The sequence below is a fragment of the Halogeometricum limi genome, assembly GCF_900115785.1.
GTDB lineage: Archaea > Halobacteriota > Halobacteria > Halobacteriales > Haloferacaceae > Halogeometricum > Halogeometricum limi.
On sequence record NZ_FOYS01000002.1, the window covers coordinates 495,273 to 518,185 of the forward strand.

27 protein-coding genes, 1 tRNA gene and 1 other RNA gene are annotated in these 22,913 nt (G+C 66.4%); 15 read left to right on the forward strand and 14 right to left on the reverse strand.

The window, feature by feature from the left end; genetic code table 11:
• Nucleotides 1-17: 17 nt before the first annotated feature.
• Together BM282_RS07455 and BM282_RS07460 are read right to left on the reverse strand one after the other, a co-directional pair.
• Nucleotides 18-1,679, reverse strand: coding sequence for a phospholipase D-like domain-containing protein (locus BM282_RS07455; protein WP_089878716.1), 1,662 nt, complete (start codon nucleotides 1,677-1,679; stop codon nucleotides 18-20).
• Between the two features lie 93 nt (nucleotides 1,680-1,772).
• Nucleotides 1,773-3,080 carry a HEAT repeat domain-containing protein gene (locus BM282_RS07460; protein ID WP_089878718.1) on the reverse strand — a complete coding sequence of 436 codons (1,308 nt, stop codon included), beginning with the start codon at nucleotides 3,078-3,080 and terminating at the stop codon, nucleotides 1,773-1,775.
• 312 nt (nucleotides 3,081-3,392) lie between these two features.
• On the opposite strand from BM282_RS07460, the gene BM282_RS07465 reads away from it, so the two are divergent.
• Nucleotides 3,393-4,157, forward strand: a complete 765-nt coding sequence (locus BM282_RS07465) for a carbon-nitrogen hydrolase family protein (RefSeq protein ID WP_089878721.1) — start codon at nucleotides 3,393-3,395, stop codon at nucleotides 4,155-4,157.
• A gap of 124 nt (nucleotides 4,158-4,281) precedes the next feature.
• Nucleotides 4,282-4,836 (forward strand): DNA starvation/stationary phase protection protein DpsA, encoded by a 555-nt coding sequence (gene dpsA / locus BM282_RS07470; protein ID WP_089878724.1) that lies wholly within the window; start codon nucleotides 4,282-4,284, stop codon nucleotides 4,834-4,836.
• Nucleotides 4,837-4,920: 84 nt separating this feature from the next.
• Here the strand turns inward: dpsA and BM282_RS18470 are convergent, their stop codons facing one another.
• Nucleotides 4,921-5,082, reverse strand: coding sequence for a hypothetical protein (locus BM282_RS18470; RefSeq protein WP_175501425.1), 162 nt, complete (start codon nucleotides 5,080-5,082; stop codon nucleotides 4,921-4,923).
• A 115-nt stretch (nucleotides 5,083-5,197) separates the two neighbouring features.
• On the opposite strand from BM282_RS18470, the gene BM282_RS07475 reads away from it, so the two are divergent.
• A complete protein-coding gene (locus BM282_RS07475; RefSeq protein WP_089878727.1) occupies nucleotides 5,198-6,286 on the forward strand; it encodes an NADH:flavin oxidoreductase/NADH oxidase in 1,089 nt (362 codons plus the stop codon).
• Nucleotides 6,287-6,381: 95 nt separating this feature from the next.
• Nucleotides 6,382-7,251 (forward strand): DUF7547 family protein, encoded by an 870-nt coding sequence (locus BM282_RS07480; protein WP_089878730.1) that lies wholly within the window; start codon nucleotides 6,382-6,384, stop codon nucleotides 7,249-7,251.
• A gap of 48 nt (nucleotides 7,252-7,299) precedes the next feature.
• Here BM282_RS07480 and BM282_RS07485 read toward each other — a convergent pair whose 3' ends face one another.
• The 4 genes from BM282_RS07485 to BM282_RS07500 form a co-directional block, all read right to left on the reverse strand.
• Complete coding sequence (locus tag BM282_RS07485) at nucleotides 7,300-8,250, reverse strand: hypothetical protein (RefSeq protein WP_139229696.1); 951 nt, start codon at nucleotides 8,248-8,250, stop codon at nucleotides 7,300-7,302.
• Nucleotides 8,247-8,747, reverse strand: a complete 501-nt coding sequence (locus tag BM282_RS07490) for a hypothetical protein (RefSeq protein ID WP_139229697.1) — start codon at nucleotides 8,745-8,747, stop codon at nucleotides 8,247-8,249. The genes BM282_RS07485 and BM282_RS07490 overlap by 4 nt, the downstream gene beginning before the upstream one ends.
• A 184-nt stretch (nucleotides 8,748-8,931) precedes the next feature.
• A complete protein-coding gene (locus BM282_RS07495) occupies nucleotides 8,932-9,303 on the reverse strand; it encodes an OB-fold domain-containing protein (protein ID WP_089878736.1) in 372 nt (123 codons plus the stop codon).
• Nucleotides 9,300-10,454 carry a thiolase family protein gene (locus BM282_RS07500; RefSeq protein ID WP_089878740.1) on the reverse strand — a complete coding sequence of 385 codons (1,155 nt, stop codon included), beginning with the start codon at nucleotides 10,452-10,454 and terminating at the stop codon, nucleotides 9,300-9,302. The genes BM282_RS07495 and BM282_RS07500 overlap by 4 nt, the downstream gene beginning before the upstream one ends.
• 91 nt (nucleotides 10,455-10,545) lie before the next feature.
• Here BM282_RS07500 and BM282_RS07505 point away from each other — a divergent pair, with 91 nt between their 5' ends.
• From BM282_RS07505 to BM282_RS07515, 3 genes are all read left to right on the forward strand, one after another.
• Nucleotides 10,546-10,962, forward strand: coding sequence for a DUF7548 family protein (locus tag BM282_RS07505; protein WP_089878743.1), 417 nt, complete (start codon nucleotides 10,546-10,548; stop codon nucleotides 10,960-10,962).
• Nucleotides 10,963-11,084: 122 nt separating this feature from the next.
• Nucleotides 11,085-11,395, forward strand: an RNA gene (ffs, locus tag BM282_RS07510) — signal recognition particle sRNA.
• 170 nt (nucleotides 11,396-11,565) lie between these two features.
• Nucleotides 11,566-12,861: an MFS transporter gene (locus BM282_RS07515; protein ID WP_089878746.1), complete on the forward strand. Its 1,296-nt coding sequence runs from the start codon at nucleotides 11,566-11,568 to the stop codon at nucleotides 12,859-12,861.
• A gap of 34 nt (nucleotides 12,862-12,895) precedes the next feature.
• On the opposite strand, the gene tatA is transcribed toward BM282_RS07515, so the two are convergent.
• The 3 genes from tatA to gvpA all read right to left on the reverse strand — a co-directional run bounded on the left by tatA (nucleotide 12,896) and on the right by gvpA (nucleotide 14,206).
• On the reverse strand, nucleotides 12,896-13,219 hold the full coding sequence (tatA, locus tag BM282_RS07520) for a Sec-independent protein translocase subunit TatA/TatB (RefSeq protein ID WP_089878748.1): 324 nt from the start codon (nucleotides 13,217-13,219) through the stop codon (nucleotides 12,896-12,898).
• Between the two features lie 85 nt (nucleotides 13,220-13,304).
• Nucleotides 13,305-13,925, reverse strand: a complete 621-nt coding sequence (gene gvpO, locus BM282_RS19025) for a gas vesicle protein GvpO, halophile-type (protein ID WP_089878750.1) — start codon at nucleotides 13,923-13,925, stop codon at nucleotides 13,305-13,307.
• An 8-nt stretch (nucleotides 13,926-13,933) separates the two neighbouring features.
• Nucleotides 13,934-14,206, reverse strand: a complete 273-nt coding sequence (gene gvpA / locus BM282_RS07530) for a gas vesicle protein GvpA (protein ID WP_089878752.1) — start codon at nucleotides 14,204-14,206, stop codon at nucleotides 13,934-13,936.
• A 149-nt stretch (nucleotides 14,207-14,355) separates the two neighbouring features.
• Here gvpA and BM282_RS07535 point away from each other — a divergent pair, with 149 nt between their 5' ends.
• From BM282_RS07535 to BM282_RS07570, 8 genes are read left to right on the forward strand one after another with little or no spacing between them, the layout of a single operon-like run.
• Entirely contained in the window at nucleotides 14,356-14,979 is a 624-nt protein-coding gene (locus tag BM282_RS07535; RefSeq protein WP_089878754.1) for a GvpL/GvpF family gas vesicle protein, read from the forward strand.
• A gap of 1 nt (nucleotide 14,980) precedes the next feature.
• Nucleotides 14,981-15,232, forward strand: a complete 252-nt coding sequence (gvpG, locus tag BM282_RS07540; RefSeq protein WP_089878757.1) for a gas vesicle protein GvpG — start codon at nucleotides 14,981-14,983, stop codon at nucleotides 15,230-15,232.
• A complete protein-coding gene (locus tag BM282_RS07545; protein ID WP_089878760.1) occupies nucleotides 15,229-16,083 on the forward strand; it encodes a hypothetical protein in 855 nt (284 codons plus the stop codon). The genes gvpG and BM282_RS07545 overlap by 4 nt, the downstream gene beginning before the upstream one ends.
• Complete coding sequence (gvpJ, locus tag BM282_RS18985) at nucleotides 16,076-16,546, forward strand: gas vesicle protein GvpJ (RefSeq protein ID WP_089878763.1); 471 nt, start codon at nucleotides 16,076-16,078, stop codon at nucleotides 16,544-16,546. Before BM282_RS07545 ends, gvpJ begins: the two co-directional genes overlap by 8 nt.
• Nucleotides 16,543-16,890 carry a gas vesicle protein K gene (locus BM282_RS07555; protein ID WP_089878766.1) on the forward strand — a complete coding sequence of 116 codons (348 nt, stop codon included), beginning with the start codon at nucleotides 16,543-16,545 and terminating at the stop codon, nucleotides 16,888-16,890. The genes gvpJ and BM282_RS07555 overlap by 4 nt, the downstream gene beginning before the upstream one ends.
• Complete coding sequence (gene gvpL, locus BM282_RS07560; protein WP_089878768.1) at nucleotides 16,883-17,740, forward strand: gas vesicle protein GvpL; 858 nt, start codon at nucleotides 16,883-16,885, stop codon at nucleotides 17,738-17,740. The genes BM282_RS07555 and gvpL overlap by 8 nt, the downstream gene beginning before the upstream one ends.
• Entirely contained in the window at nucleotides 17,718-17,978 is a 261-nt protein-coding gene (gvpM, locus tag BM282_RS07565; protein ID WP_089878771.1) for a gas vesicle protein GvpM, read from the forward strand. Before gvpL ends, gvpM begins: the two co-directional genes overlap by 23 nt.
• Nucleotides 17,979-18,008: 30 nt before the next feature.
• Nucleotides 18,009-18,980 (forward strand): hypothetical protein, encoded by a 972-nt coding sequence (locus BM282_RS07570; RefSeq protein WP_217642690.1) that lies wholly within the window; start codon nucleotides 18,009-18,011, stop codon nucleotides 18,978-18,980.
• Between the two features lie 72 nt (nucleotides 18,981-19,052).
• On the opposite strand, the gene BM282_RS07575 is transcribed toward BM282_RS07570, so the two are convergent.
• The 4 genes from BM282_RS07575 to BM282_RS07590 all read right to left on the reverse strand — a co-directional run bounded on the left by BM282_RS07575 (nucleotide 19,053) and on the right by BM282_RS07590 (nucleotide 22,822).
• Entirely contained in the window at nucleotides 19,053-20,438 is a 1,386-nt protein-coding gene (locus BM282_RS07575; protein ID WP_089878775.1) for an FAD-binding oxidoreductase, read from the reverse strand.
• A 188-nt stretch (nucleotides 20,439-20,626) separates the two neighbouring features.
• A complete protein-coding gene (locus BM282_RS07580) occupies nucleotides 20,627-21,247 on the reverse strand; it encodes a hypothetical protein (RefSeq protein WP_139229698.1) in 621 nt (206 codons plus the stop codon).
• A 182-nt stretch (nucleotides 21,248-21,429) separates the two neighbouring features.
• Nucleotides 21,430-21,500 (reverse strand) — tRNA-Gly (locus tag BM282_RS07585).
• 257 nt (nucleotides 21,501-21,757) lie between these two features.
• The gene (locus tag BM282_RS07590) at nucleotides 21,758-22,822 is read right to left on the reverse strand and encodes an NAD(P)/FAD-dependent oxidoreductase (protein WP_089878780.1); all 1,065 of its coding nucleotides are present in this window, start codon (nucleotides 22,820-22,822) and stop codon (nucleotides 21,758-21,760) included.
• Between the last annotated feature and the right edge of the window lie 91 nt (nucleotides 22,823-22,913).

A 22,913-nucleotide genomic window follows, 5' to 3' on the forward strand; every position in this document is an offset into this window, starting at 1 on the left:
CGACGCCGCAGTCGCGGTCACCCCTCGAACCGAACCACCTTCTTCAACACCACACCGGCCAGCGTCGCCGACGCCAACGCACCGGCGACGAGGAGCCACGGCGTCTCCTCGCGTCCCTCACCACCGGCCGCCCGCCAGTCCGCGTCGAACACCCGCAGGTAGTACGCGGCCGGTTCCTCGCCCGCTAGCTCCAACACCACCTCTCGGTTCTCCGTCGCCGCGTGGTCGTTCCAGTTGAGACTGCCGACGACTGCGTACTCCCCGTCGACGACGGCCCCCTTCGCGTGGACTTTGCCGAAGTCGCCGCTGGGACGGGCGATTCGGCTCCGGATAGGCAGGCCCGACTCGTTCAGTTCCCGCGCTCTGGCGACGACCGCTCGGTTCGACTCCTCGTCGTACCACGCGTTCGAGAGGAGGAGATGCACCTCGACACCCCGTTCGGCGGCGCGGACGAGGGCCGCGAAGAACCGTCCGTCGGGGTCGATGCGCGGGGTGACGACGGCGATTCGCTCTTCCGCGCCGTCGACGCGACGAATCACTTCCTCGCCCGCGTTCCCCGGCGTGGTCAGCACGCGGACCTCCGTCGCGCGGACCGACTCGGGCGCGAATCGTTCCGGGTACGTCGCGTCCGGCGGCGCGTCGGCGACGAACTCGCGACCCGTTCGGTACGACTCCCACCGGACGACGCCGCGGCCCGATGCGTCCGCCGCGAACATCGACGCCAACTCGTCGGCCGTCCGCGCGGAATCGACGCGGACGCCCCACCCGCGACTGTCGCGGCCGCCGGTTCCCGAGGGCTTCCAGTTCTCCGTGAGCACCACCGCGCTGTCGTCCGCGACGGCGTACTTCGCGTGGTGATAGGAGAACCGCGCCCGCGGCCCGGCGACGACGGCGACGGGGATTCCCTCGTCGACGAGGCGGTCCAGCATCTCGGCCTGCCGCGTCGACGCGCCGCCGACCGGACTCCCCTCCACGAGGACGCGCACGCGGACGCCGCGGCGGTGCGCGGCCACGAGGGCGTCGGCGACGCGGTCCGAGGAGAACGTGTAGCCCGCGAGGAGGAGTCTGTCGTCCGCGGAGCGAAGCGTCTCGACGGGAACGCCGGGCGCGTCGGGGAGGACGAACGCCGTCGCGTCGGCGGGACCGGTGGCGACGGCCTCGCGGAGTCGGAGTCCGAGCGGCGTCCACCGTCCCGTCGAGACGTTCAGGCGTTCGCCCTCCGGTGCGTCCTCGTACCGGACGTCGTGGACGACGGTGCCGTTTCGGGCGAGGACCAACCGCTCACCCGCGTTCGAAAGCGAGAGGTCGGCGCGGAAGACGGGGAGCGTCGTCGCGTTCCGGGTCGCCGCGGGGTCCGACGAGAGGACGACTCGACCGGAGGCGGTCGGCAGAGAGAACGTGTCTTCGCCGTCCGAGAGCGTGAGGTTCGCCGCGCCGTCGACGCGGACGACGACGAACTCGCCGACGTCCTCGCGCGCGACGGGGTTCGGATAGACGCCGACGATTCGCGCGGACGACGTCGTCGACGCCTCGTTCGCGGGCGGCGTCGCCGCGGGGGCGTTCGCCGCGCCGACGGCACCGGCGGCATCGACGACACCGGCAGCACCGACGGCACTACACGCCTGAACGAGGAGGACACAGACGAAGAGGGCGCGGAGCGCACCCGAGACTGTCGGCACGACGACGTTGGCCGCGCGTCAGTACATAAACCTCCGGACGGCGACACCGCTCTCGGCGTCGTGACCGCGAGAAGGGAACCGCTGGTCGCCCGTTCAGGCGCGCGGGGCGTCCGCGTCGAGACTGTCGCGCGCGTGTTCGGCCTCGTTCTGCACGAGGAACGAGCGCTCGTCGGCGTACTCGGCGGCCGCTTCGAGCGCGTCCTTCGTTCCGATCTGACGGAGTGCCCACGCGGCGGCGGCGCGGGTGGTGTCGCTCTCGTCCTCGGCGAGCGTGTCCGTGAGCGGTTTCACGGCGCGCGTGTCACCCAGCAGACCCAGCGAGCGCGCGGCGTACGGGCGCACGTTGTCGTTGTCCATCTCCAGTTTGTCGGCGATGGCCTGCGTCGCCTCCGGCGAGCCAATCTCGCCGAGCGCTTTGAACGTCACCTTCTGGAGCGCCGGGTCCGAGTCGGTGTCGACGTACTCCACGAGCGTCTCGACCGCCTCTTCGGCACCCGAACCCATCTTGCCGAGCGCCTTGATGGCCGTCTTGTCGCGACGCTGGGCGAGTTGGTGCATCTCGTCGAACACCGCGGGGTCCGCCATGCGGACGAACGCCTCCATGCAGTAGTCCTGCATGAACTCGGACTGGAGGTTGTCCTTCGCGAGGAGGATCATGTCCGTACGGCCGCGTTTCTCCCACTCTTTGAGCGCGGAGAGTTCCGGCGGGTAGTCTTTGTAGTGGCCGAGCACGTCGTAGAAGCCCTCGGCTTGGAGCTTCTCGTTCGTCTCCAGGTCGTCCCACTCCTGGGCGTCTTCGAGACCGGATTCGAGCGCGTCGGTCGCTTCGAGCAGCGACGCGATGGTCTCTTCGTCCTCGTCGGCGTCGAGTCCGGCCGATTCGACGGCCGCGATGGCTTCGTCGAGGGCGTCGGTCAGGTCGTCTTCGGACGCGCCGTCCACCGAGACGGAGGCGTCGAGAGTCTCGTTCACGTCGGCCGCGAACGACTCGACGACGTCGACGATTTCGCCCTCGCCGCGGTCCGTCCAGCGAGTGTCCGAAATCTTCGACTTCGCCGACTCCACGTCGTCGACGACGTCCTCGGCGTACGGGCCGCGCTTCGCTTCGAGGTCGTCTCGCAGACCCGACAGACGGGATTCGAGGTCCGCGCGCGGGTCCTCGGCGTCGTCGTCGTCCTCGTCCGGTTCCGGCAGGTCGGCCGCCTCGAGGTCGGACTCGACGTCGTCGAGCGTCGACTCCACCTCGTCGAGGTCAGACTCGGTCTCGGCGGCTTCGAGTTCCGCTTCCGCGGCGTCGAGGCGTTCGTCCAGGCTTTCGGCCGTGATATCGTCCGACTCGGACGCCGTCGTCTCCTCCGGTTCGGGAGTTTCGTCCGGCGTCTCGTCGTCCCCGTCACTCATATGCGGAGAGTCGGTGCGTGTCCGAAAAGAGCGTTTCCCTTCCGGTCTCTCGACCAGTTCGGGTGGCGCTCGAAAAACTGCACGGCCGATTTCCTACCCACACCGGAGACCATGACACGAACCTCCGGCGGTACATCGGCCGAGCGCTGGTCGCCGCGTACGACGTGTGACTGACGACCAGTACACTGTATTGACACCGTACTGTCTTTACCTTGTCGCGCGTTCGCATGGTCCGCCGGCGTGGGTCAGTCCGCGCGACTGTCACTCCGAGCGACCCGAGTACTTTTGCTCGCGGGCGCCCCGCCGTCGGACGTGACTGCCCCACTCGTCGCCGTCCCGCAACGCTCTGTCGCGGACCTCAGACCCGACAGAAACGTCGCGTCGATTCGGCAACGGACCGCCGCGCTCGCGGACGACGTCGACGTGGCGCTGTTCTCGGAGTACGCGCTGACGGGCTTCGTCGCCGACGACCGACTCGCGGACGCGGCACTCACGCGCGGAGGGGCCGTCGACCGACTCGCACCCATCGCCGCGGAGAACGGCCTCGACGTGCTCGCGGGGTACGTCGAACGCGACGGCGACAGTCTGTTCAACGCGGCGGCGTACGTCCGTTCGGACGGCTCACACCGCGTCTATCGGAAGCGGCACCTGTGGGACGGCGAGGCGTCGCTGCTGACGCCCGGGACGGAACGCGTCGTCCTAGAGACGCCCGCGGGGAAGACCGGACTGCTGACCTGTTACGACCTCAACTTCGTCGGAGAGAGCGCCGCGTTCACCGACGAACGCGTCGACGCGCTGTTCGTCCCCGGAGCGTGGCCGGCCGCCTACTCGGAGAACTGGCGACTCCTCTGTCGTGCCCGCGCGTTGGACGGCGTGCGCTGGGTCGTCGGCGCGGGTCGAACCGGAACGAGAGAGGTGCCCGGGTCTCGGCCGACCGAGTACGCCGGCCGGTCGGTCGTCGTCCGCCCCGACGGAACCGTCGCGGCGGCACTCGGCCGCGACGAACGGGACCTGGTGTGGCGACTCGACCGAGAGGTTCTCGACGAACAGCGGGCGTTCGTCGGGTCCGTGGAGTGAGGTGCACGGAGGACGAGGTACGCGTCGAACCCACCCCGAGAGCGCCGCGACAGTTTGTCTTTCGAGAAGATATCTTCGTGCGGCGAGAACGATTAAGTCCGTTGCACCACAATACAGAGACGCAATGAGCACCCAGAAGAACGTCCGCGAAAAGGCGGGCGAAGTGGACGGGAGCGAGGCGCTGCGAATCGACGCCGACCGTGCAGAGCAGATTGTCGACGCGCTCAACACGGACCTCGCGTCGTCGTACGTGCTGTACCACCAGCTGAAGAAACACCACTGGAACGTCGAGGGTGCCGAGTTCCGCGACCTGCACCTGTTCTTCGAGGAGGCGTACGAGCACGCCGAGGTGTTCGCCGACGAACTCGCAGAGCGCGTCCAAGCGCTCGGCGGCGTCCCCATCTCCGGCGGTAAGGCGCTCGAAGAGCACGCGCCGGTCTCTCACGAGGGACAGGACGTCTACGACGTCCGCACGTCGCTACGAAACGACATGGAGATGTACGGCGACATCATCGAGGACCTGCGCGACCACGTCGAACTCGCCGAGGACCTCGGCGACCACGCGACGGCGCACATGATTCGGGAGAACTTAGAACACGTCGAAGAGGATGCCCACCACGTCGAGCACTACCTCGAAGACGACACGCTCGTCACCGAGCAGTCGATCCACCACGAGTGAGGACGGCGGGGAGTCCGCTCCCGACGCGAATCTTTTTTCCGAGCCGTCAGTAGACGAGACGGGAGCGACGCGGCCGCGGTGCGGCTATCGCGAGAGGTCGACCGTCGACTCGGTGTCGAGCGATATCCAGGCGTCGCGGTTGCCTTTCTCGGTGAAGACGGTCCGTTCGCGGGAGGACTGGTGGGCGGCAACGGTCGTTTCGGGTTCGTCGGGTCCGTTCAGTTGCTCGTCGTCGAGACGCTCCATGTTCCTCTGTGACGGGGCGGTGGATAAGTCAGTTTTGGTCTGCCTAAAACGAGGTACCCCCCGTCGCGTTCCGGGGTCGATAGGCGTTTTTCCGTCCCGCGCGAACGCGGAGTCGATGACGGCTTCGCTGTTTACTCCGTTGACGCTTCGGGAGACGGAACTCCCGAATCGAGTGATGCTCTCGCCGATGTGTCAGTACTCCGCCGAGGACGGACTCGCCACGGACTGGCACCTCGTCCACCTCGGCAGTCGCGCCGTCGGCGGCGCGGGTGTCGTCATGACCGAAGCGACGGCGGTCAGTCCGGAGGGACGCATCTCCCCCGGCGACCTGGGTATCTGGTCGGACGACCACGCCGACGCGCTTCGCGATATCGCCGCGTTCGTTCGCGAACGGGGGAGCGTCCCGGCTATCCAACTCGCCCACGCCGGCCGGAAGGCCAGCAAGTCTCGTCCGTGGGAGGGGTCGGCCCCCATCTCCGAGGACGACGGCGGATGGGAGACGCTCGCGCCGAGTCCGGAACCGTACCCCTACGACGGCGGCGAGACGGCGGCGACGCGCGAGATGTCGGCGGACGACGTCGACCAGTTCGTCGAGGACTTCCGCGCGGCCGCCGAACGCGCACTCGACGCCGGATTCGAGATAGCCGAGGTGCACGCCGCGCACGGCTACCTCCTGCACGAGTTCCTCTCGCCGGTGACGAACCGCCGCGAGGACGACTACGGCGGGTCGTTCGAGAACCGGACGCGCCTCGTCCGCGAGGTCACGGCCGCCGTCCGCGAGGTGTGGCCCGACGACAAGCCCGTCTTCGTCCGCATCTCGGCGACCGATTGGCTCGACGACCGGGAGTCGTGGGACCTCGACCAGTCGGCCCGTCTCGCGCCCCTCCTCGCCGAGGCCGGCGCAGACCTGATAGACGTGAGCGCGGGCGGCATCCATCCCGACCAGGAGGTCCCCGAGGCCGGACCCGGCTATCAGGTCCCCTACGCCGAACGCGTGAACGAAGCGACGGACGCCGCCGTCGGTGCCGTCGGCGGCATCACCGAGGCCGAACAGGCCGACCAGATAGTCAGAAACGGGTCGGCGGACGTCGCCGTCGTCGGACGGGAGTTCCTCCGGAACCCCTACTTCGGGTTGGAGGCGGCCCACGAACTCGGCGAAGACGTGGAGTGGCCCGCTCAGTACCGACGCGGGACGTTCGACTGACTGCGGCCGGGCGGAATCGACGGCGCGGCACCCACCGACGACGCCGCACCCACCGACGGCGACAGCTTTTCTCTCCGGGCCTCGAATGAGGGTGTATGAGCGAGCGACGTGACCCCGACGACGACCTCGCGGACCTCCTCTCCGAACTCGACCGGACGCTCGGAGACCTCAGACACGAACTCCGAGAGCGGGAGCGAGAGCGGAGCGGAGAGCGCGGAGACGGACGACGGGACGATACGGCCGGGCGTGACCGAGACGGGGACGGCTACCGACGCGACGACGGACCGCGCGACGACCGCTCGCGCCGCCGCGACCCGGCGATTCCGCGGCCGCCGTCGCTCTCGGAACTGCTCCGGTTCACCGACGAGTACACCATCCCGACCGTCGTCTCGATGCTGGAGACGACGATTCGGTCGCTCGAACTCCTCCAGCGAGTCCTCCGATTGGCGGACCCCGACCGGTCGGCGTTCGACCGGGACGGCCGACGACGCTCGGCCGCCGAGCGACTGGCGACGACGAACGTTGGCCGCGAAGCGCTCTCCGGCGTCGACCGGGCGCTCGACGACCTCAGAGACGCCCTCGCGGACCTCCCGCAGGAAGCCGAGTCCAGAAGCATCGTCACCGACGCGCGCGACCTGATGGCCGAGATAGAGGCGCGCATCGACGAGGCCGAACAGACCAGAGAACGGTCGCGATACGGCTACCGCGACCGGCGGGACGAGACCGACGACGACCGGCGTGGTGGCGGTCGGAACGACGAGGACCGACGGACGAACACGTCCCCCGTGACCATCGACGTGGCCGACGAGGACGAAGGCGGAGCGGAAGACGACCCGGAAGAACCGCAGGTGGATGTCGAGGGCGAGTTGGCGTCGATACGAAAGGAAGTCCGCGGTGACGACGGGGACGACGATTCCGGTGAGAACGCGGACAGCGGCGAGGAGTCCGACGACGACCGAGACTGACCGTTTCGACCGACAGGGGACGCTCGGCGTCGAGTCGGGGCTGCTTGCCTAACTCCGTTCGAACAGGTTGTGACGGGGGCGCGATACCGACTCGGCGGGTGCGCCCTGGCAGTACATACTCAGTTCGAGTCCGTATCGCTCCCCCTCGTACTCGATATACCAGCGATCAGCCTCGGGCAACAACGCTCCCTCCTTCCCGAGGGTGTCCCAGAGACTGTCGAACTCGGGAAGGCGAGTCGGACTCCGCCGACGGTACTTATCCGCGATGGCTCGCCTGACGATTGTTTCCTGTTCGGAACTGAGGCTGTTCAGTCGGACGAGGCATCGTTCGGCCATGAGCGCTCGAAAGCCCTCGGCGTCGGAAGCGACCTGACGTGCCTCGTACTCGTAGACGGATTGCTCCGTCGAGGACTCACCGTGAACCGTGACCTCGTAGGCCCGGTCGTTCCACCGAATCCAACACGAATCGAGCGTCGCCAAGAGCGAGGACGCCGTCCCGTGAGGATACAGGACCGGCGATGCCGAGTGGAGAAGCGCGTTCTCGGGGTGAGTCCACGTCCGATAGACTCCACCGTACACGACCGAACGGAGAGCCTGACGATCCACCGGTGGAAGCTCGCCGAACGAGTAGTTGGGAGTGTCTTCAGACGCCTCCTGCTCGGGCCTCCACTCGACGCGCAGGAGGAGTGCGGGAAGCGTTTTTGCGGTGCTTTTTGCGAGTGAAACCTCGTAGTACGCGCCGTCGAAGACGACGTAGGAGTCGTTCTTCAGCGGACGCGGTCCGTAGAACGCGGTCGCCGTTCCCCCACGAATCGCGCGCACCGCCAAGCGTCTCTGAGCGGGTGCGTACGCCGGTGGGACCGCTTCGACGGGGTCGATTGGGCGAGCAATCGCTTCGTACTCACAGTAGTCGTCCGTGTCTCGCGGAGGAAGTACCGACGAGGCGCACCCGGTCAGGATGGAGAGGCTCGACGCGACCATCGCTCGGCGCGAAATCATATGCACCCGTAGGAACCGCTCGGGCCGTAGTTGGCGACGACGACATCGAACCCTAGTTTCACGCCGCCCGCGCAACTGGTCTCGACCCATCCGATGACGTGGTCGTCGGCGTAGACGACGACGACGAACACGGTGTCGTAGTACGGTTCCTGCATGGCCCATTGCTGACTCTCTCCGGGGTTCAACGTGTACCGTCCGTACAGGGTGGCTCGTTCCGGAAACTGGAGCGACGACGTGGTTTGAGACACCCCAGTATCGTAGACGCCGACTCCGGCATTCCCCATCTGCGTGGTATAGTCGCTCCCGTTCGTCTGGATGACTCGAACGTCCAGCGGCGACTCGGCGGTCCACAGTTCGAGGGTGTAGGTCTCGTTCGCCTCGTTCGAGAGATTCATCATCACCGGGCGTTCCTGCGGCCCCGGATTCAACAACGGGCTTCCCACACACCCCGCGAGGACGAACACGAAGATCAGACCACAGAGCGGTAGCCGTCGCATTCAGAATGGTATCACCGAGAATGCAATAACGTTTGTCAGTATCTGACGCGGCGTCTGTCGTCGACACGTGTCCGATACCCGGCGCGGGCGATTCCAGTGCTCGTGCCGAGAGCGGAAGTCAGGGTGTCCGACTCAGACCGGCTCGAACCTCCGCTCCGACCCGAAAGACTCGGCCGACACCGACTCAGACCGGTTCGAAGCGGAACCCGTCCCACTCCTGGCTCTCTCGCTCCCGGATGCCCGCGTCGGGGTCGCGCAGTTCCTCGACGTAGACCGGTCTGACCTCGTCGCCGATAGCCACGTCGCCCGTCGTGAGTTGCCCGATGGCGCGGACGGGTTCGCCGTCGACGTCGAACTCGACGATGGCGAGGTGGTTCGGTTCGTCGACGCCCGGCGGCGGGGCCGTCGAGGTGGTCCACGTCACTATCTCCGCGGTGTACTCGCTCAGGTCGACCGTTCCGACGGCCTCCTCGCCGCCGGGGCCGAGGAGGTGGCCGGGGTAGGTGATACTGCCGTCGGGGTAGCGGTGCGCCTCCATCGTGCGTTCGTCGGTCATCGTCGTGCCTCCATGATGGTCGTCGTCACGCAGTTACCGAACCCGCCGACGTTGCAGGCCAGACCCGTCTCCGCGTCGACCTGTCTGTCTCCGGCCTCGCCCATCAACTGCGCGTATATCTCGTACGCCTGTGCGACGCCGGACGCGCCGAGGGGGTGTCCCTTCGACTTCAACCCGCCCGAGGTGTTTATCGGGAGGTCGCCGTCGCGGTCGGTGACGCCGTCCTCGACGGCCTTCCAGCCCTCGCCCTTCTCGAAGAATCCGAGGTCTTCGGACTGGAGAAATTCGAGGATGGTGAACATATCGTGGAGTTCGGCCACGTCGATATCGTCCGGTTCGAGGTCCGCCATCTCGTAGGCTATCTCCGAGGAGTTGACCACGCCGCCCATCGTCGTCGGGTCGGCGCGTTCGTGGACGACGTGGGTGTCCGTCGCGCCGCCGATACCCGAGACGACGACGTACTCGTCGGTGTACTCGCGCGCGACTGACTCGGGGCAGAACATGAGCGCCGCGGAGCCGTCGGTGATGGGGCAGAAGTCGTACAGGCGGAGGGGGTCCGCGACGATGGGGGAGTCGAGAACGGTGTCCAAGTCAACCTCCTTGCGGAACTGCGCGTGGGGGTTGTCGACGCCGTTCTTGTGGTTCTTGACGGCGACTTTGCCGAGCGATTCGCGCGGGGCGTCGTACGTGTCGAGGTAGAGTCGCGCCGTGAGTCCCGCAAACGAGGGGAGCGTGACGCCGTGTTTGTACTCGACGGGGTGCGTGAGCGACGCGATGACGTCCGTCGCCTCCGCGGTGGTGCGGTGGGTCATCTTCTCGCCGCCGACGAGGAGCGTCATGTCCGACGCGCCGGACGCGACGGACTGCCACGCCGCGTAGATGCCGGCGCCGCCGGACGACGACGTCTGGTCGATTCGCGCGGTGTACGCCGGGAGCGCCGACAGGTCGTGCGCGAGGGCGTTCGGTACCCCGGTCTGCCCCTCGAACTCGCCGCTGGCCATGTTCGAGACGTAGAGGTGTTCGATGGCGTCGGGTGAGACGCCCGCGTCGTCGAGACAGGCCTGTCCGGCCTCTGCGAGCAACTCGCGTATCCACGCGTCGCGTTGCCCGAACTGGGTCATCGACGCGCCGATAACTGCTACGCTGTCCATGCGTATCGACTCGGGGCCGGCGGTTTACTCGTTTCCCTTCCCCGCGCCGCGTCTCGAATGTTTTACCACCGGGGCGAACCTCCCGACGACAATGGCAAACGACACCGTCGCACCGTCCGTCGGGGCCGTCGCGTCGTTACTCCTCGCGGTCGTGGTCTTCGCACCCGCGCTCCTCATCTCGACGCCCGACGTCGGCGTCGCCGACTACTACGCGTCCGGACCCATCGGCGTCTCCGTCGTCGGTTTCCTCGCACTCCTCGGAATCGTCGTCTTCCTCGCCGGGAAACAGGAACGGACCGAACCGGCGACCGTCGCCGGACTGACGCTGGTCCTCGGCGTGTCGATGTTCGCGTTCTCGCTGACGTGGGCGTTCGGCATCGACGAGACGCTCCTGTTCAGTTTCCCGGCGGAGTACTCCTGGATAGCGACGCACCGCTGGGCCGTCATCATCCTCGCGGCCATCGTCCCCGTCGCCGCGGCGGGATACGCCCGCGACACGCTCTCGTAACGCGTCCTTCGCTTCTTCTCTCGGTTCTCCGTCGCGCCGACGGTCGCGCCACCCGCACGTCGTCTGTCGATTTCGCGGACCGGCGAGTCGAAAGTCCCTTAAGCGACGGCGGGCATATAGTGAGATGGACTAGGTCGGGCAGCTAGGCCCTGCTCTTCACCCGTAACTTCGGCCTTTAGCGGGGACCGAACCCGGGCGCGTCCGGTCAGACCGGTGCGGGCCCCGGGAGCCAACGTAGAAACCTCGTCCGTCGGGGACAGCGGTCCGTGGAAACCGGCCGCAGGGTCGGTTGAACGCGGTTCGTCGGTGATACTCCGCCAGGCGCGGAAGCGAGCAGCGGATCACTGAACGTATGTCGCTCGCCGGATCGCGGGGTGGAGGAGGCAACCGGGATTCCCCGCACCGGAACGCCGGGCAACCCCGTCGTCCACCATTCATACCGTATTCGCGTTCGAGAGCGACGCCGCCGCCTCGCGTCGCAGTCACCGTCTCGCGTCGCAGCCACATCGCACGCCTGCCGTTCACCCCGCGAGAGACTACCCCCCACAGGCTTCCCAGATGATGTGATTTAACCCGGTTCACACCGTCCCGCTTCGAACACCGATGTCGTCTGGGCTCGGAGGCTCACTCGGCCTCCTCCGTGACCGAGAGTTCACCGCCCTCGCGGGCACCGCCTTCGCGCGCAGCCAAGCCTACTCGACGATTCTCATCGCCCTCGCGCTGTACGCCGAGCAGTTCGGGACGACCGGGTTCATCGAAGGGATGTTCGGCACCGCGTTCGCCGTCGTCCAACTTCTCATCGTCTTACCGCTCGGTCGGAAAGTGGACACCGGCAACGCCAAGAAGTACCTCCTCGCCGGACTCGCCATCAACGTCGCCGTCTTCGTCGGGTTCGCGTTCGTGCAGAACTCCGTCCACGTCATCCTCATGCGGATGATACAGGGACTCGGCGCGAGCCTCCTCTGGATTACGGGCTCCACCGTCGTCGGCGAGATAAGCCCGGAGGACGCCAGCGGACGCTGGTTGGGCGCGTACAACCAGGTCGCCGCCTTCTCCAGTCTCGCCGGCGACGTCGTCGGCGGCTACCTCCTCTACGCCTACCAGACGCACGTCGTCTACACGGTTCTCAGCGCCGTCACCGTCGCCGCGTTCCTCCTCGTCTGGCACTACCTTCGCGAGAACCCCGGCGGCCGGAAAGACCCCGAGGAGGCGACGGGCACCGAGACGCTCCGCGCCCTCCTCGACCGGCCGATGATTCGCTCTCTGGTCCTCTTTCGACTCGCGTTCAGCGTCGGCAAGATGGCCGTCATCATCTTCCTGCCCATCTTCGCGAGAAAGGAGTTCGGCATCAACGCGTTCGCCATCGGCTGGATTCTCGCCGGCGGAAAGTTGACGAAGACCATCGCGCAGGGCTACATGGGCGACCTGACCGACAGAATCGGTGCGAAACACTGGTTCGTCGCGGTCGGTGCCATCCTCTACGGTCTCGGCACCGCGCTCATCCCCCTTGCGCTCTACTTCGAGGGCGTCGTCACGCCCATCGAGTTCGGCATGTTCGGCGAGTCACAGGTGCTCGGCGGCGCGTTCTTCGCACTGTTCGCCGCCTACGGGATACTCGGCATCGCCGACAGCATCCGCCTCCCCGCGAGCATGGCGCTGTTCGTCGAAGAGGGCGAGCGCTTCGACTCCGTGGCCTCCAGCATGTCGCTTCGCTCCATCTCTTGGAAGGTCGGACAGGTGGCGGGGCCGGCGCTCGTCGGAAGCATCAAGGACTTCGTGTCGACGACGGCGGCGTTTCTCACCGCCGCGGCGTTCATCGTCGTCGCGACGGGCGTCTTCGTCGTCACCTACTACCGAACGTCGCACGAGGACCTGACGACGCCGGTCGGCGGCGACTGATTCGGCCGGCGAGAGAGGCGGACGGTACAGTCGGTCAGGCGGCCGTCGTTCGGTCGTCGTCGGTCTCCTCTTCGAGCGCCTCCGTCTCGACCGCGGCATCGGTCTCCGTCGTCTCTGTGTCGCCCGCGTCGTCGACGCCGTCGGCGTCGGTGTCGTCGGACGGTCCCGCGGCCGCTTCCTGCAGTTCGCGTTCGATGTCCTCTCGGCCGCGGCGGAACTCGCCCATCGCCTGTCCGGTCGAACGGGCGAGTTGGGGGAGTTTGTTCGCGCCGAACAGGAGGACGACGATGAGGAGGACGATGAGAAGTTCTGGACCGCCCGGAATTCCGGGGAACAGGGGGACGAGTGTGAGCGTCATCGTCCGAGATACGTCTCGGGAGAATATCAACTTGTCACCGGTGTGAAGACCGACGCGAAGGCGAGTGGTTCCGGAGGTACGAGGACTACCCTTCGTACGGCGGTCCTTCCGCGCGCCGGTAGGTCTCCAGGCGGCGGTAGCCGTGGATGGACCCGTCTTCGGCGAGCGTCACCTCGTACTGCCCGAGGATGTCCTGCGTGTCGGGGACCGAGTGCCGTTCGACCAGTTCGACGGTCGCGAGCCATCCGTCCTCTTCTCGCATCAGACTCGTGACGCCGTCTAAGTCGTGGCCGATGAGGGCGGGTACCTGTTCTCGAACCGTGTCGCGAACGGCGACGATACCGGTCGCGCCACCGTCGTCGCTCGGGTCAGCGTCACCCGCCTCGTCTTCGGTCTCGTCGGCCGCTGAGTCGTCGTCCACTGTCTCCTCGTCGCCGGTACTCTCGTCGTCGGTGGTCTCGTCTTCGTCCATCGTGTCGTCGTCTCCGTCTGCCGACTCCTCGTCTGCACCATCGCTCTCCGCCGACGCCGTGTCCGGACCGTCGTCGCTCGCCGCGCCCTGTCGGTCTTCGTCGGTCGTCTCCGACGAGTCGGCGTCGTCTACGGTCTCGTCTTCGGGGCCGTGTTGGTGACAGAACCCGTCCGCTTGCGCGGGGCGCGAACAGCGGTCACCGTCCGACGTCACGGCCTGACACTGGTCGGTCACGAGTTACCCTACGACGTGTCCGCTCGCTGTGGGTTCGCGCGTCCGATCTCTATCTCTTGGAGGTCTTCTAAGTCCCCCTGACTCGCCTTCTCAATTTTCGCCATCTCTGAGGCGTAGGTCAGGAAGGTGTCGACGGAGGCGGCGACGATACGCGCCTCGACGGTCAGTATCTCGATACCGACCACGGACACCCGCGCCCAGATGTCGATGACGATACCCTTGTCGAGGATGCGGTCTAGCACGTCCGCCAAACTGGAGCCGTCCGGACTGTCTGCTGGCATGTGTCGGAGTCGTCGGGAGACGTTATTTAATCATTCGGCCGACGTGAACAAAATTCGGACTGTCTGAACGAAAACTATCTCTCCATACTTGTTATCAGGGCCGCAAGCTATACAGTAATGTCCGCGTAATCGCGCATCATCCCCGAGCCATGAGTTCTCATCTGTACGCGTACGGCGTTGTGGAAGCCGAAGACTTCGAGTTGGAGATGGAGGGTGTCGAGGGAGAGGGGCCGGCCGAGACGGTGACGTACCGTTCTCTCTCCGCCGTCGTGACACCCATCGACGAGATGGACGTCGAACGCACCGACGAGAACACGCGAGCACACGACGAGGTGCTCAGAGCGGTGATGACAGAGGGCGCGGGCCGAACCGTCGTCCCGATGCAGTTCGGGATGACGTTCAAGAGCGCTCGTCCGCTGAAGAGCGTGATGCGCGGCGGCCGACGCGCGTTCCGGAAAGCGCTCATGGACGTCGACGGCGCGGTGGAGTTGGGCGTGAAAGTCGTCGCGGACGAGGATTCGACGCTCGACCGCGAGACGGTGGGCGCGGACGTCTCCGAGCGACTCGTCGCCCTGAGCGACGGCGAAGCGGAGAACGACCTCTACTCGGACCGACTCGTGTTCAACCGCTCGTACCTTGTCGACACCGACGAACAGGACGCCTTCGGCGACGCCGTGTCCGACCTCGAAGCGGAGTACCCGGACGCTATCGTGCAGTACACCGGTCCGTGGGCACCCTACAACTTCGTCGACGTCGAGATCGGAGCGAAGTGAGATGTTCCTCCTCGACGACATCCTGCTGTGGCCGATTCGGAACGTCGTGGACGTCCTCCACTCGCTTGCGGTCCAGGAGATGTACGACCCCGAGTCGATTCAGAGCGACATCAAAGAGACCCAGTTGCTGTACGAGTTGGGCGAACTCGACGACGCCGAGTACGAGGAGCGACGCGCCCGACTGGAGGCCGAACTCGACGCGGCCGAACGGGCCCGAGAGCGCCTCAGCGACAAGGTGGTCGTGCAACGATGACCGACGGAGAGGGAGACGAGGACGTGTCGTCGCTCGTCGCCCGCGCGGTCGAACTGAGCACGCAGGTCCTCGACAGTCTGGAGGCGGACGACGCCGACGGCGGCGACACCGCCGACCTGTTGGACGAGTTGGAGGCTATCGCCGCCGAGGCGACGGAGTTGCTCGACGCGATGGACCTCTCGGAACTACCGTCCGCGATAGACCCCGAGGGGGTCGACGAAGTCGTCGACGAGGAGCAGTTGCCCGAGGCCGTCGCGAACCTCGACCCCGGAGAGGCGATTCGTCTCCGAAAGCTCCTCGCCGTCGTCGACATCGGCGAACTCTGGAGTTCGGTCGACGTGCGCGACGTGTGGCAGAACAAACGCGAGTTCGAAGACGCCGTCGACGAGTTCACCGACGACGAGGGCGACGACGACGTGTCGGCGCTGGTCTCGGAGTTCACCGACGACGAAGGCGACGGAGACGACGAAGACGACGACTTCGACGTGGACGTCGACGTCGGCGAGACGCTCTCGACGGACGACGACGTCGTCGACCTGCCGGACGCCGCCTACCAGACCGCGATACAACAGCAACTCTCCGAGACCGTGGGCGAGTTCCGGCAGAAACTCGTCGACCTCCACCGTGACCTCGCGCGTCTGCGCGAAGAGAACCGCCAGCGAACCGACCGCGTCGGCCAACCGGACTCGCGGAACCCCACCGCGCACTCGACGCTCGCGTCGACGCGGACGGCCGGCCGCGGAGACACGACGTACTCGACGGTGCCCGCCGAGACGAAGTACTCGAACGCGCCGAACAGACGGCGCGTCTACGGCGACCGGTTCGAGGAGTACGGAGGCGACGATGCCTGACCCCGTCCGACCCGGACGCGACTCCGACAGTCTCGCCGACGTCGTCGAACTCCTCCTCGACAAAGGCGTCGTTATCAACGCCGACATCGTCGTCTCCGTCGGCGAGACGGAACTCCTGGGAATCAAACTCCGCGCGGCCATCGCGTCGTTCGAGACGGCCTCGGAGTACGGACTGGAGTTCCCTTCGGGAACCGACATGGAGGCCGTCGAGGCCGCGAGCGACCGGCGACGCGAACGGAGCGTCACGCCGGCGGCGAATCCGGAACTGTCGCCGTCGGGCGACTTCGCCGAACGAGACGAGGCGTCGGCCGTGAGCGACGGAGACGGCGGTGACGGAACGAACGACGGAGGCGACGGAGACCAACGAAGCGACCGAGAGAGCGCGAACGGCGACGGAGACGTGTCGGAGACGTCGAAAGAGGGCGAGGCGACCGAAGCCGAGACGGACGGAGGCGGCGAATGACGACCGTCGAAGTCGGCGACGAGGGTGCGAGCGGTCTCACCGCCGTCGTCGTCGCCGTCGTCGAGATTCTCCTCGACGCCCTCGAACGCGAGGCGATACGGCGGATGGAGTCGGGGACCCTCACGGACGAGGAGATAGACCGCCTCGGGCGTCACCTCGCCACGCTCGAAGCGGACCTCGAACGCATGAAAGAAGAGCAGGAGGTCGACGAGGAAGTCGACCGACTGCGCGGCGACCTGGATTCGCTCGTCACCGACGCACTCCATCAGGTCGACACCGACGGGCGACCCCGGACGACCGGTCGCACCGGCCCCTCGGCGAACGCGGGGGGAACCGATGAGTAGCGACGACTCCGGCGGCGGCGACGAATCCGCGTCGTCGACTCGAAACGGGCGGTATCTCTACTGCGTCGTCCGACGCGACGACGACGCCGCGGCGTCGTTCGACGTGAGCGGCGTCGACGGCGCACCGCTCACGCTCGTCTCTGCGGGGGGCCTCTCGGCCGTCGTCCACGACAGGGACGAACCGTACGAATCCGACGAGACGACGCAGGTGAGAGACTGGCTGTACGACCACCAGTCGGCCGTCGAACGCGTCGGCGAGACGTTCGGGACGCCCGTCCCCTTCCGCTTCGACACCATCGTCCGCGGCGGCGACGAGGCGGTTCGCGCGTGGCTCGACGCGAACGCCGAGACGCTGAACGAGGCGTTGACGGCACTTGACGGCCGGTGGGAGTACCGCGTCGAAGTCGAGTGGGACCGCGAGGCCCTCGTCGACCGACTCACCGAAGACGACGAGCGACTCGCCGAACTCGACGACCGACTCGCCGACGCCTCGGAGGGGACGGCGTTCCTCGTAGAGAAGCAGTACGACCGACGGGTCTCCGAACTCGTCACCGAACGTCGCCGCACTCGGTCGGCGTCGCTCGACGAGGAACTCCGGCGACGGACGGCAGAGGTGGTCGAACTCGGCGACGCGCCGCAGACGCCGCTGACCGAGACGCCGTCCGGACCGACCGCTCGGTTCGCCGTCCTCGCGGACGACGACGAACGCGACGCCGTCGGGTCGTACTTGGACACCATCGCCGACGAGGACGGCGCGTCGGTCCGGTACACCGGGCCGTGGCCGCCGTACACGTTCGCGCCCGACGCCTGCGCGCCGACGGGGGAGGATGGACCCGGACCCGCCGAGTGACGACGACGCCGTCGTCGACTTGGTCGACGTGCTCCTGCGAGAGGGGGCCGTCCTCGACGCCGACGTGGTCGTCACCGTCGCCGACGTCCCACTCGTCGGCATCAAACTCCGCGCGGCCATCGCCGGGATGACGACGATGACGGAGTACGGACTGTTCGCGGAGTGGGACGAACGGATGCGGGCGGAGCGTCACGAAGGTGGGCACCGGTCCGTCGAGAGCGCGGGGAATGAGATATAGCTAAATAAGCACGGGAAAGAACGACGACTCGTGGTACGAACAGACGTGAAAAACTGGCTCTCCGCGAGCGTCGACGCCGTTCGTCGAGACCCGAAACGAGGGGCGTTGAACGTCGCCTACGACCTGTATCTCTCGTGTTGGCTCTTCGGTACCTCGCGGTTCCCGCTGGGTACGAACGTCTTCTCGCAGGACTGGGACCTCCTCGTCGTTCTCGACGCGTGTCGGACGGACGTGCTCAGGGAAGTCGCACACGAGTACGACTTTCTCGAACCCATCGACACCCGGTGGTCGCTCGGGAGTGCCTCGATGGAGTGGATGACCAAAACGTTCACGAAGAAGTACGAGTCCGACATCGAACGGACCGCGTACGTCTCGGCGAACCCGTACACGACGGGAGTGTTCAGCCATCGGACCGTGCCCCCGTCGAACCGTCGAATTCCCATCGCACCGACGAACTACGGATCGGTCGACGTGGATACGTTCGCTCTGTTGGACGAGGTGTTTCGTTACGGGGTCGACGACGAACTCGGTGTCACGCCCCCGCGGACGATGACCGACCGGACGATAGCGGCGTCACGTGAGGGTGACTACGACCGCATCGTCGCGCACTATATGCAACCGCACGAACCGTACATCGACGACGAAGTCGGTCTCGGCCCGCACGTCTTCGAGCGTCTTAGCAACGGTGAACTCGACCGAGACGAGGCGTGGGAATCGTACCGCGGGACGCTCCGGGTCGTCCTGGACGAGGTAGAACTCCTGTTGGAGAACGTGGACGCCGACCGCGTCGCCATCACGGCAGACCACGGGGAGGCGTTCGGCGAGTTGGGCTTCTACGGTCACACGACCGGGTTCCCGCATCCCGCCGTCAGACGCGTTCCGTGGGTGGAGACCACTGCCACCGACGAAGGGACGTACGATCCGATCGTCGACCCGCAGACCGACGCCGACGACGGCGAGTTCGACGTCGGACAGCACCTACGCGACCTGGGGTACCTCTGAGCGACACGAGACGGCTCTGTTCTCTGCCCGAGTGAGCAACTCTCCCCTGTTCGAGGCGAAGGCGCGAGTGCGTCACTCCGCCGGACGAACGTTCTGGTTCACCCGGAAGAAGTTGTCCGGGTCGTACGTCGCTTTCACCTCGCGGAGTCGGTCGTAGTTGTCGCCGTACGTCGCGCGGATGCGTTCGTCTCCCTCCTCCATCATGAAGTTCACGTAGGACCCGCCGACCGTGTGCGGGTGAAGCGCCTCCCAGTAGTCGCGCGCCCACGCCGTCATCGCATCGACGTTCGCGGGGTCCGGGTCGACGCCGACGAGTACCATCGACCACGTGGCGTCGCGGTGGCGCCACGCCGTCTCGTCGGCGTCGACGTCGTGGACTGCGCCGTCGATGGGGTACAGATGCATCGTCGACTGCGCCGTGGGCACCTCGGCGAACCGTCGGTGTTCCGCGACGGCCTCGTCGGTCAGTTCGCGGACGAAGTCGCCCTTCCAGTACCAGTGGTGTCCCTTCGGGTAGAACGGGTCGAACATCGACTGCAACGCCGGATACGGCATCGAGTCGACGTGCTCGAAGATCGGTTCGGCGACGTCGCGGGCGTCGCCGAGGAACGGTTCGATTCCGTCGGCGTCGTCGCCGAGGTAACACCACATCAGTCCGCACATCTTCTCGCCCTGAATCGCCGCCGGGAACGGGTCGCCCGGCACCTCGCCGACCACGTAGAAGGCGTACACGTCTCTCGGCGCCTCAGCCTGCCACTCCCGGTACCACTCCATCGTCGCCTCCAGGTCGTCCAGCGACCAGAACATCGGCCCGGCGACGACGGCGTCCACCGGGTGGAGTCGGTACTCGAACGACGTGACGACGCCGAAGTTGCCGCCGCCGCCGCGAAGCGCCCAGAACAGGTCCGGGTTCTCGTCCTCGCTCGCGTGGACGAGTCGGCCGTCGGCCAACACCACGTCGGCGCTCAGCAGGTTGTCGATGGTCAGTCCGTACTTCCGCGTCAGGTAGCCGTGCCCCCCGCCGAGCGTCAGTCCGCCGACGCCGGTCGTCGAGATGATACCGCTCACCGTCGCGAGTCCGAACGCGTGCGTCGCGTGGTCGACGTCGCCCCACGTACATCCCGGTTCGACACGGACCGTCCGCGCGTCCGGGTCGACGCGGATGCCCGTCATCCCCGAGAGGTCGATGACGAGTCCGTCCTCGACCAGCGAGAGTCCGGGTCCGCTGTGCCCCCCGCTCCGAATCGCCGTCGTCAGGTTCTGCTGACGGGCGAAGTTGACCGCCGCCATCACGTCGCCGACGTCCGCGCACTGCGCGATGAGACGCGGTTGCTTGTCTATCGACGCGTTGTATATCGACCGTACCTCCTCGAACTCGGGGTCCTCCGGCCGGACCACCGCCCCCCTGAGTGATTGCTGTAGCTGCGCTATCGCGGCGTCGTCTGTTGCGGTTGCCATCGTGTGTCCCCTCTCGCGCTGTCGCCGTGGTTCGGCCCTCGGAGGCGTCGCTCGTGGCTGGCGCTAGTGATAGTACACCGTGCGGCGTGTTAGCTTCTATTGTGCATCTCGAGATGTTCTCGGAGAACAGAAAACCGGCGCGCAGTCCTCGCCGCGTCGTCGCCGCGAGCGAACTTCGTCGACCGAGACTACACGTAGCGCTGCCAGACGCCCTGCCGCTGGACGGTATAGTTATAGATTCCAAACACGTCCGACTGCGGTTCGTAACTCAACAGTTGGATGACCTCCCACTGGAACTCCGTCGCAACCCGATTCGCGTTCAGTAGGACGTAGAGTATCCAGTGTGTCGTACCCTGTTCGTCTTGGTAGGGTACGAGCGCCCACTGGTGGCTCGTGACGAGTCCGTCGTCGGCGGAGAAGGAGAACCCTCCCGGTTGGTCGAGAATCGTATCACGATGTCCGATTCCGTGCCACGGGGCCGGAACCGACCCGAGACCGAACTTGTAGAACGCGTGTGTCCGCGTCGCTGGCACCCAGTCGACGTATTGGATGGGTTCGAAGTAATCCTGCTGGAACCACAACCCCTGCCCCGCGGTGAGCGTCCCGAGCAACTGCTGGAGCAACTCGTCGTTCGAACTCACCTGTGCGTTCGACACCGACCCTTCGAGCGTCGTATCCCCCGACTCGCGGGCACCCACCGGTGTTGCAACCGTACCGGACCCCAAGAGAAGGGGAGTCAGCGCTCCAACCGATTTCAGGAACGTTCGACGGTTCTGAGTGACTCGCCCCCGCTCCGTGCCACTTGACATTACACCACACAATACGTCACCAGACCGATTGAAAGCGTATTGTGACTCTCCGAGAAATACTCGGGTTCAGAATTCTCAGCGAACGGAGGCGGACGCACGAGTAGTGCAGGCAGCAGAGACAGTGGCCGGAGTCGCCGAACGAGAACTGCAGCGGTCTCTCACGGGTGTGGGTGGTCAGAAGATGCACCGGCTGGGAATCGAACCCAGATTATTGGCTTGGAAGGCCAAAGTCTTGCCATTAGACCACCGGTGCTTGCTTCGCTCGCACCGTGCATCGACGGGCTGCGTCCATCTCAACACCGGTGCGCTCACTCACGTCGTTCGTTCGCGCACCGGGCCACCACCTCACCTCGTTCGGTGGTGACACCGGTACTCGCTTCGCTCGCACCGCGCATCGACGGACTGCGTCCGACTCGACAACGATGCTCGCACGTGCGCGCCCCAGCGGCGCGAACGACGCTCACTCCCCTCTTTTCGACGCCGGAATAAGGGTGTTACTCTTTCGTCTCGCTAGTCGTCGTCCGCGGGTTCGGCCTGCGGCGACTCGATGGGCGGCGCGCGCGCCTCCTCGAACTCCTCTGCGGCGGCGTGGATTCTGTCGCCGAGGCCGGGTACCTCGTCGAGGGAGACGTCGCCGTTCTCGCGGATATCCTCTAAACTGCGGGGGAACTCGCGCAGTTCGTAGTGGATGGCGAGGCCGGCCTGTGCGCCCTTGCCCATCGCGACGGGAATCTGGTTGTGGCCCGGCGTGAGGTCACCGACGGCGTAGACGCCGTCCGCGGACGTCTCCCCGTCGTCGTCGACGTCGACGGTGCCGTCGTCGTTGAGGTCACAGCCGAGTTGCTCCGCGAGGTCCGTGTTGTAGTTCGACCCGTACATCGGGAACCCGCCGCGGTACTGACGGACGGTTCCGTCCTCGAACTCGAACGACTCCAACCACCCGTTGTCGGACTTGTTCATCGACGTTATCTCCGCTTCGACGACGTCGATGGGGTGCGCGCGGAGTCGCTCGTCCGTCTCGTCGCTCCACTCGGGGTCTTCGCCGCGGAGGAGGACGTCGACTTCGTCGGTGAAGTTGAGCATGATCATCGCCACGTGGGCGGCGGACTCGCCGGTGCCCATCACGAACACCGGGCGGTCGACGAACATGTACGCGTCGCAGTGCAGGCAGTAGTGGAGTCCCTTGCCCGTCCGCGGAACCGGCGGTTCCGGGCGTTCGTCGTTGAAGCCCATCCCGAGGACGACGCGGTCCGCGACGAACTCGTTACCGTTGCCGACGAGGTGGAACCGGCCGTCGTCGAGACGCGTCGCATCGGTGATCAGGTCCTGCACGTAGTCCGCGCCGTAGGACTGAATCTGCTCGCGGGCGGTCTGCAGGAACTCGTTCCCCGAGACGTCCTCGGTGACGCCGATGACGTTGTGCGTGTCGAGCATCATCGCGGCGCGGCCGCCGCCGCGGTCCACGACGGCGGTGTCGTGTCCGAGTCGCGCCGTGTACAGCGCCGTCTGAAGACCCGCCGGACCGCCGCCGACCACTACCACTTCGTACTCCTCGGCGTCGTCGATATCGCTCATTCTACCTCCCGATTACCGCCGTATCTTCTTAAACGCAAAGCACCATTGCAGGCGGTCCGACCAGCCGTCGGGTGCTACCACGCCACGAGGT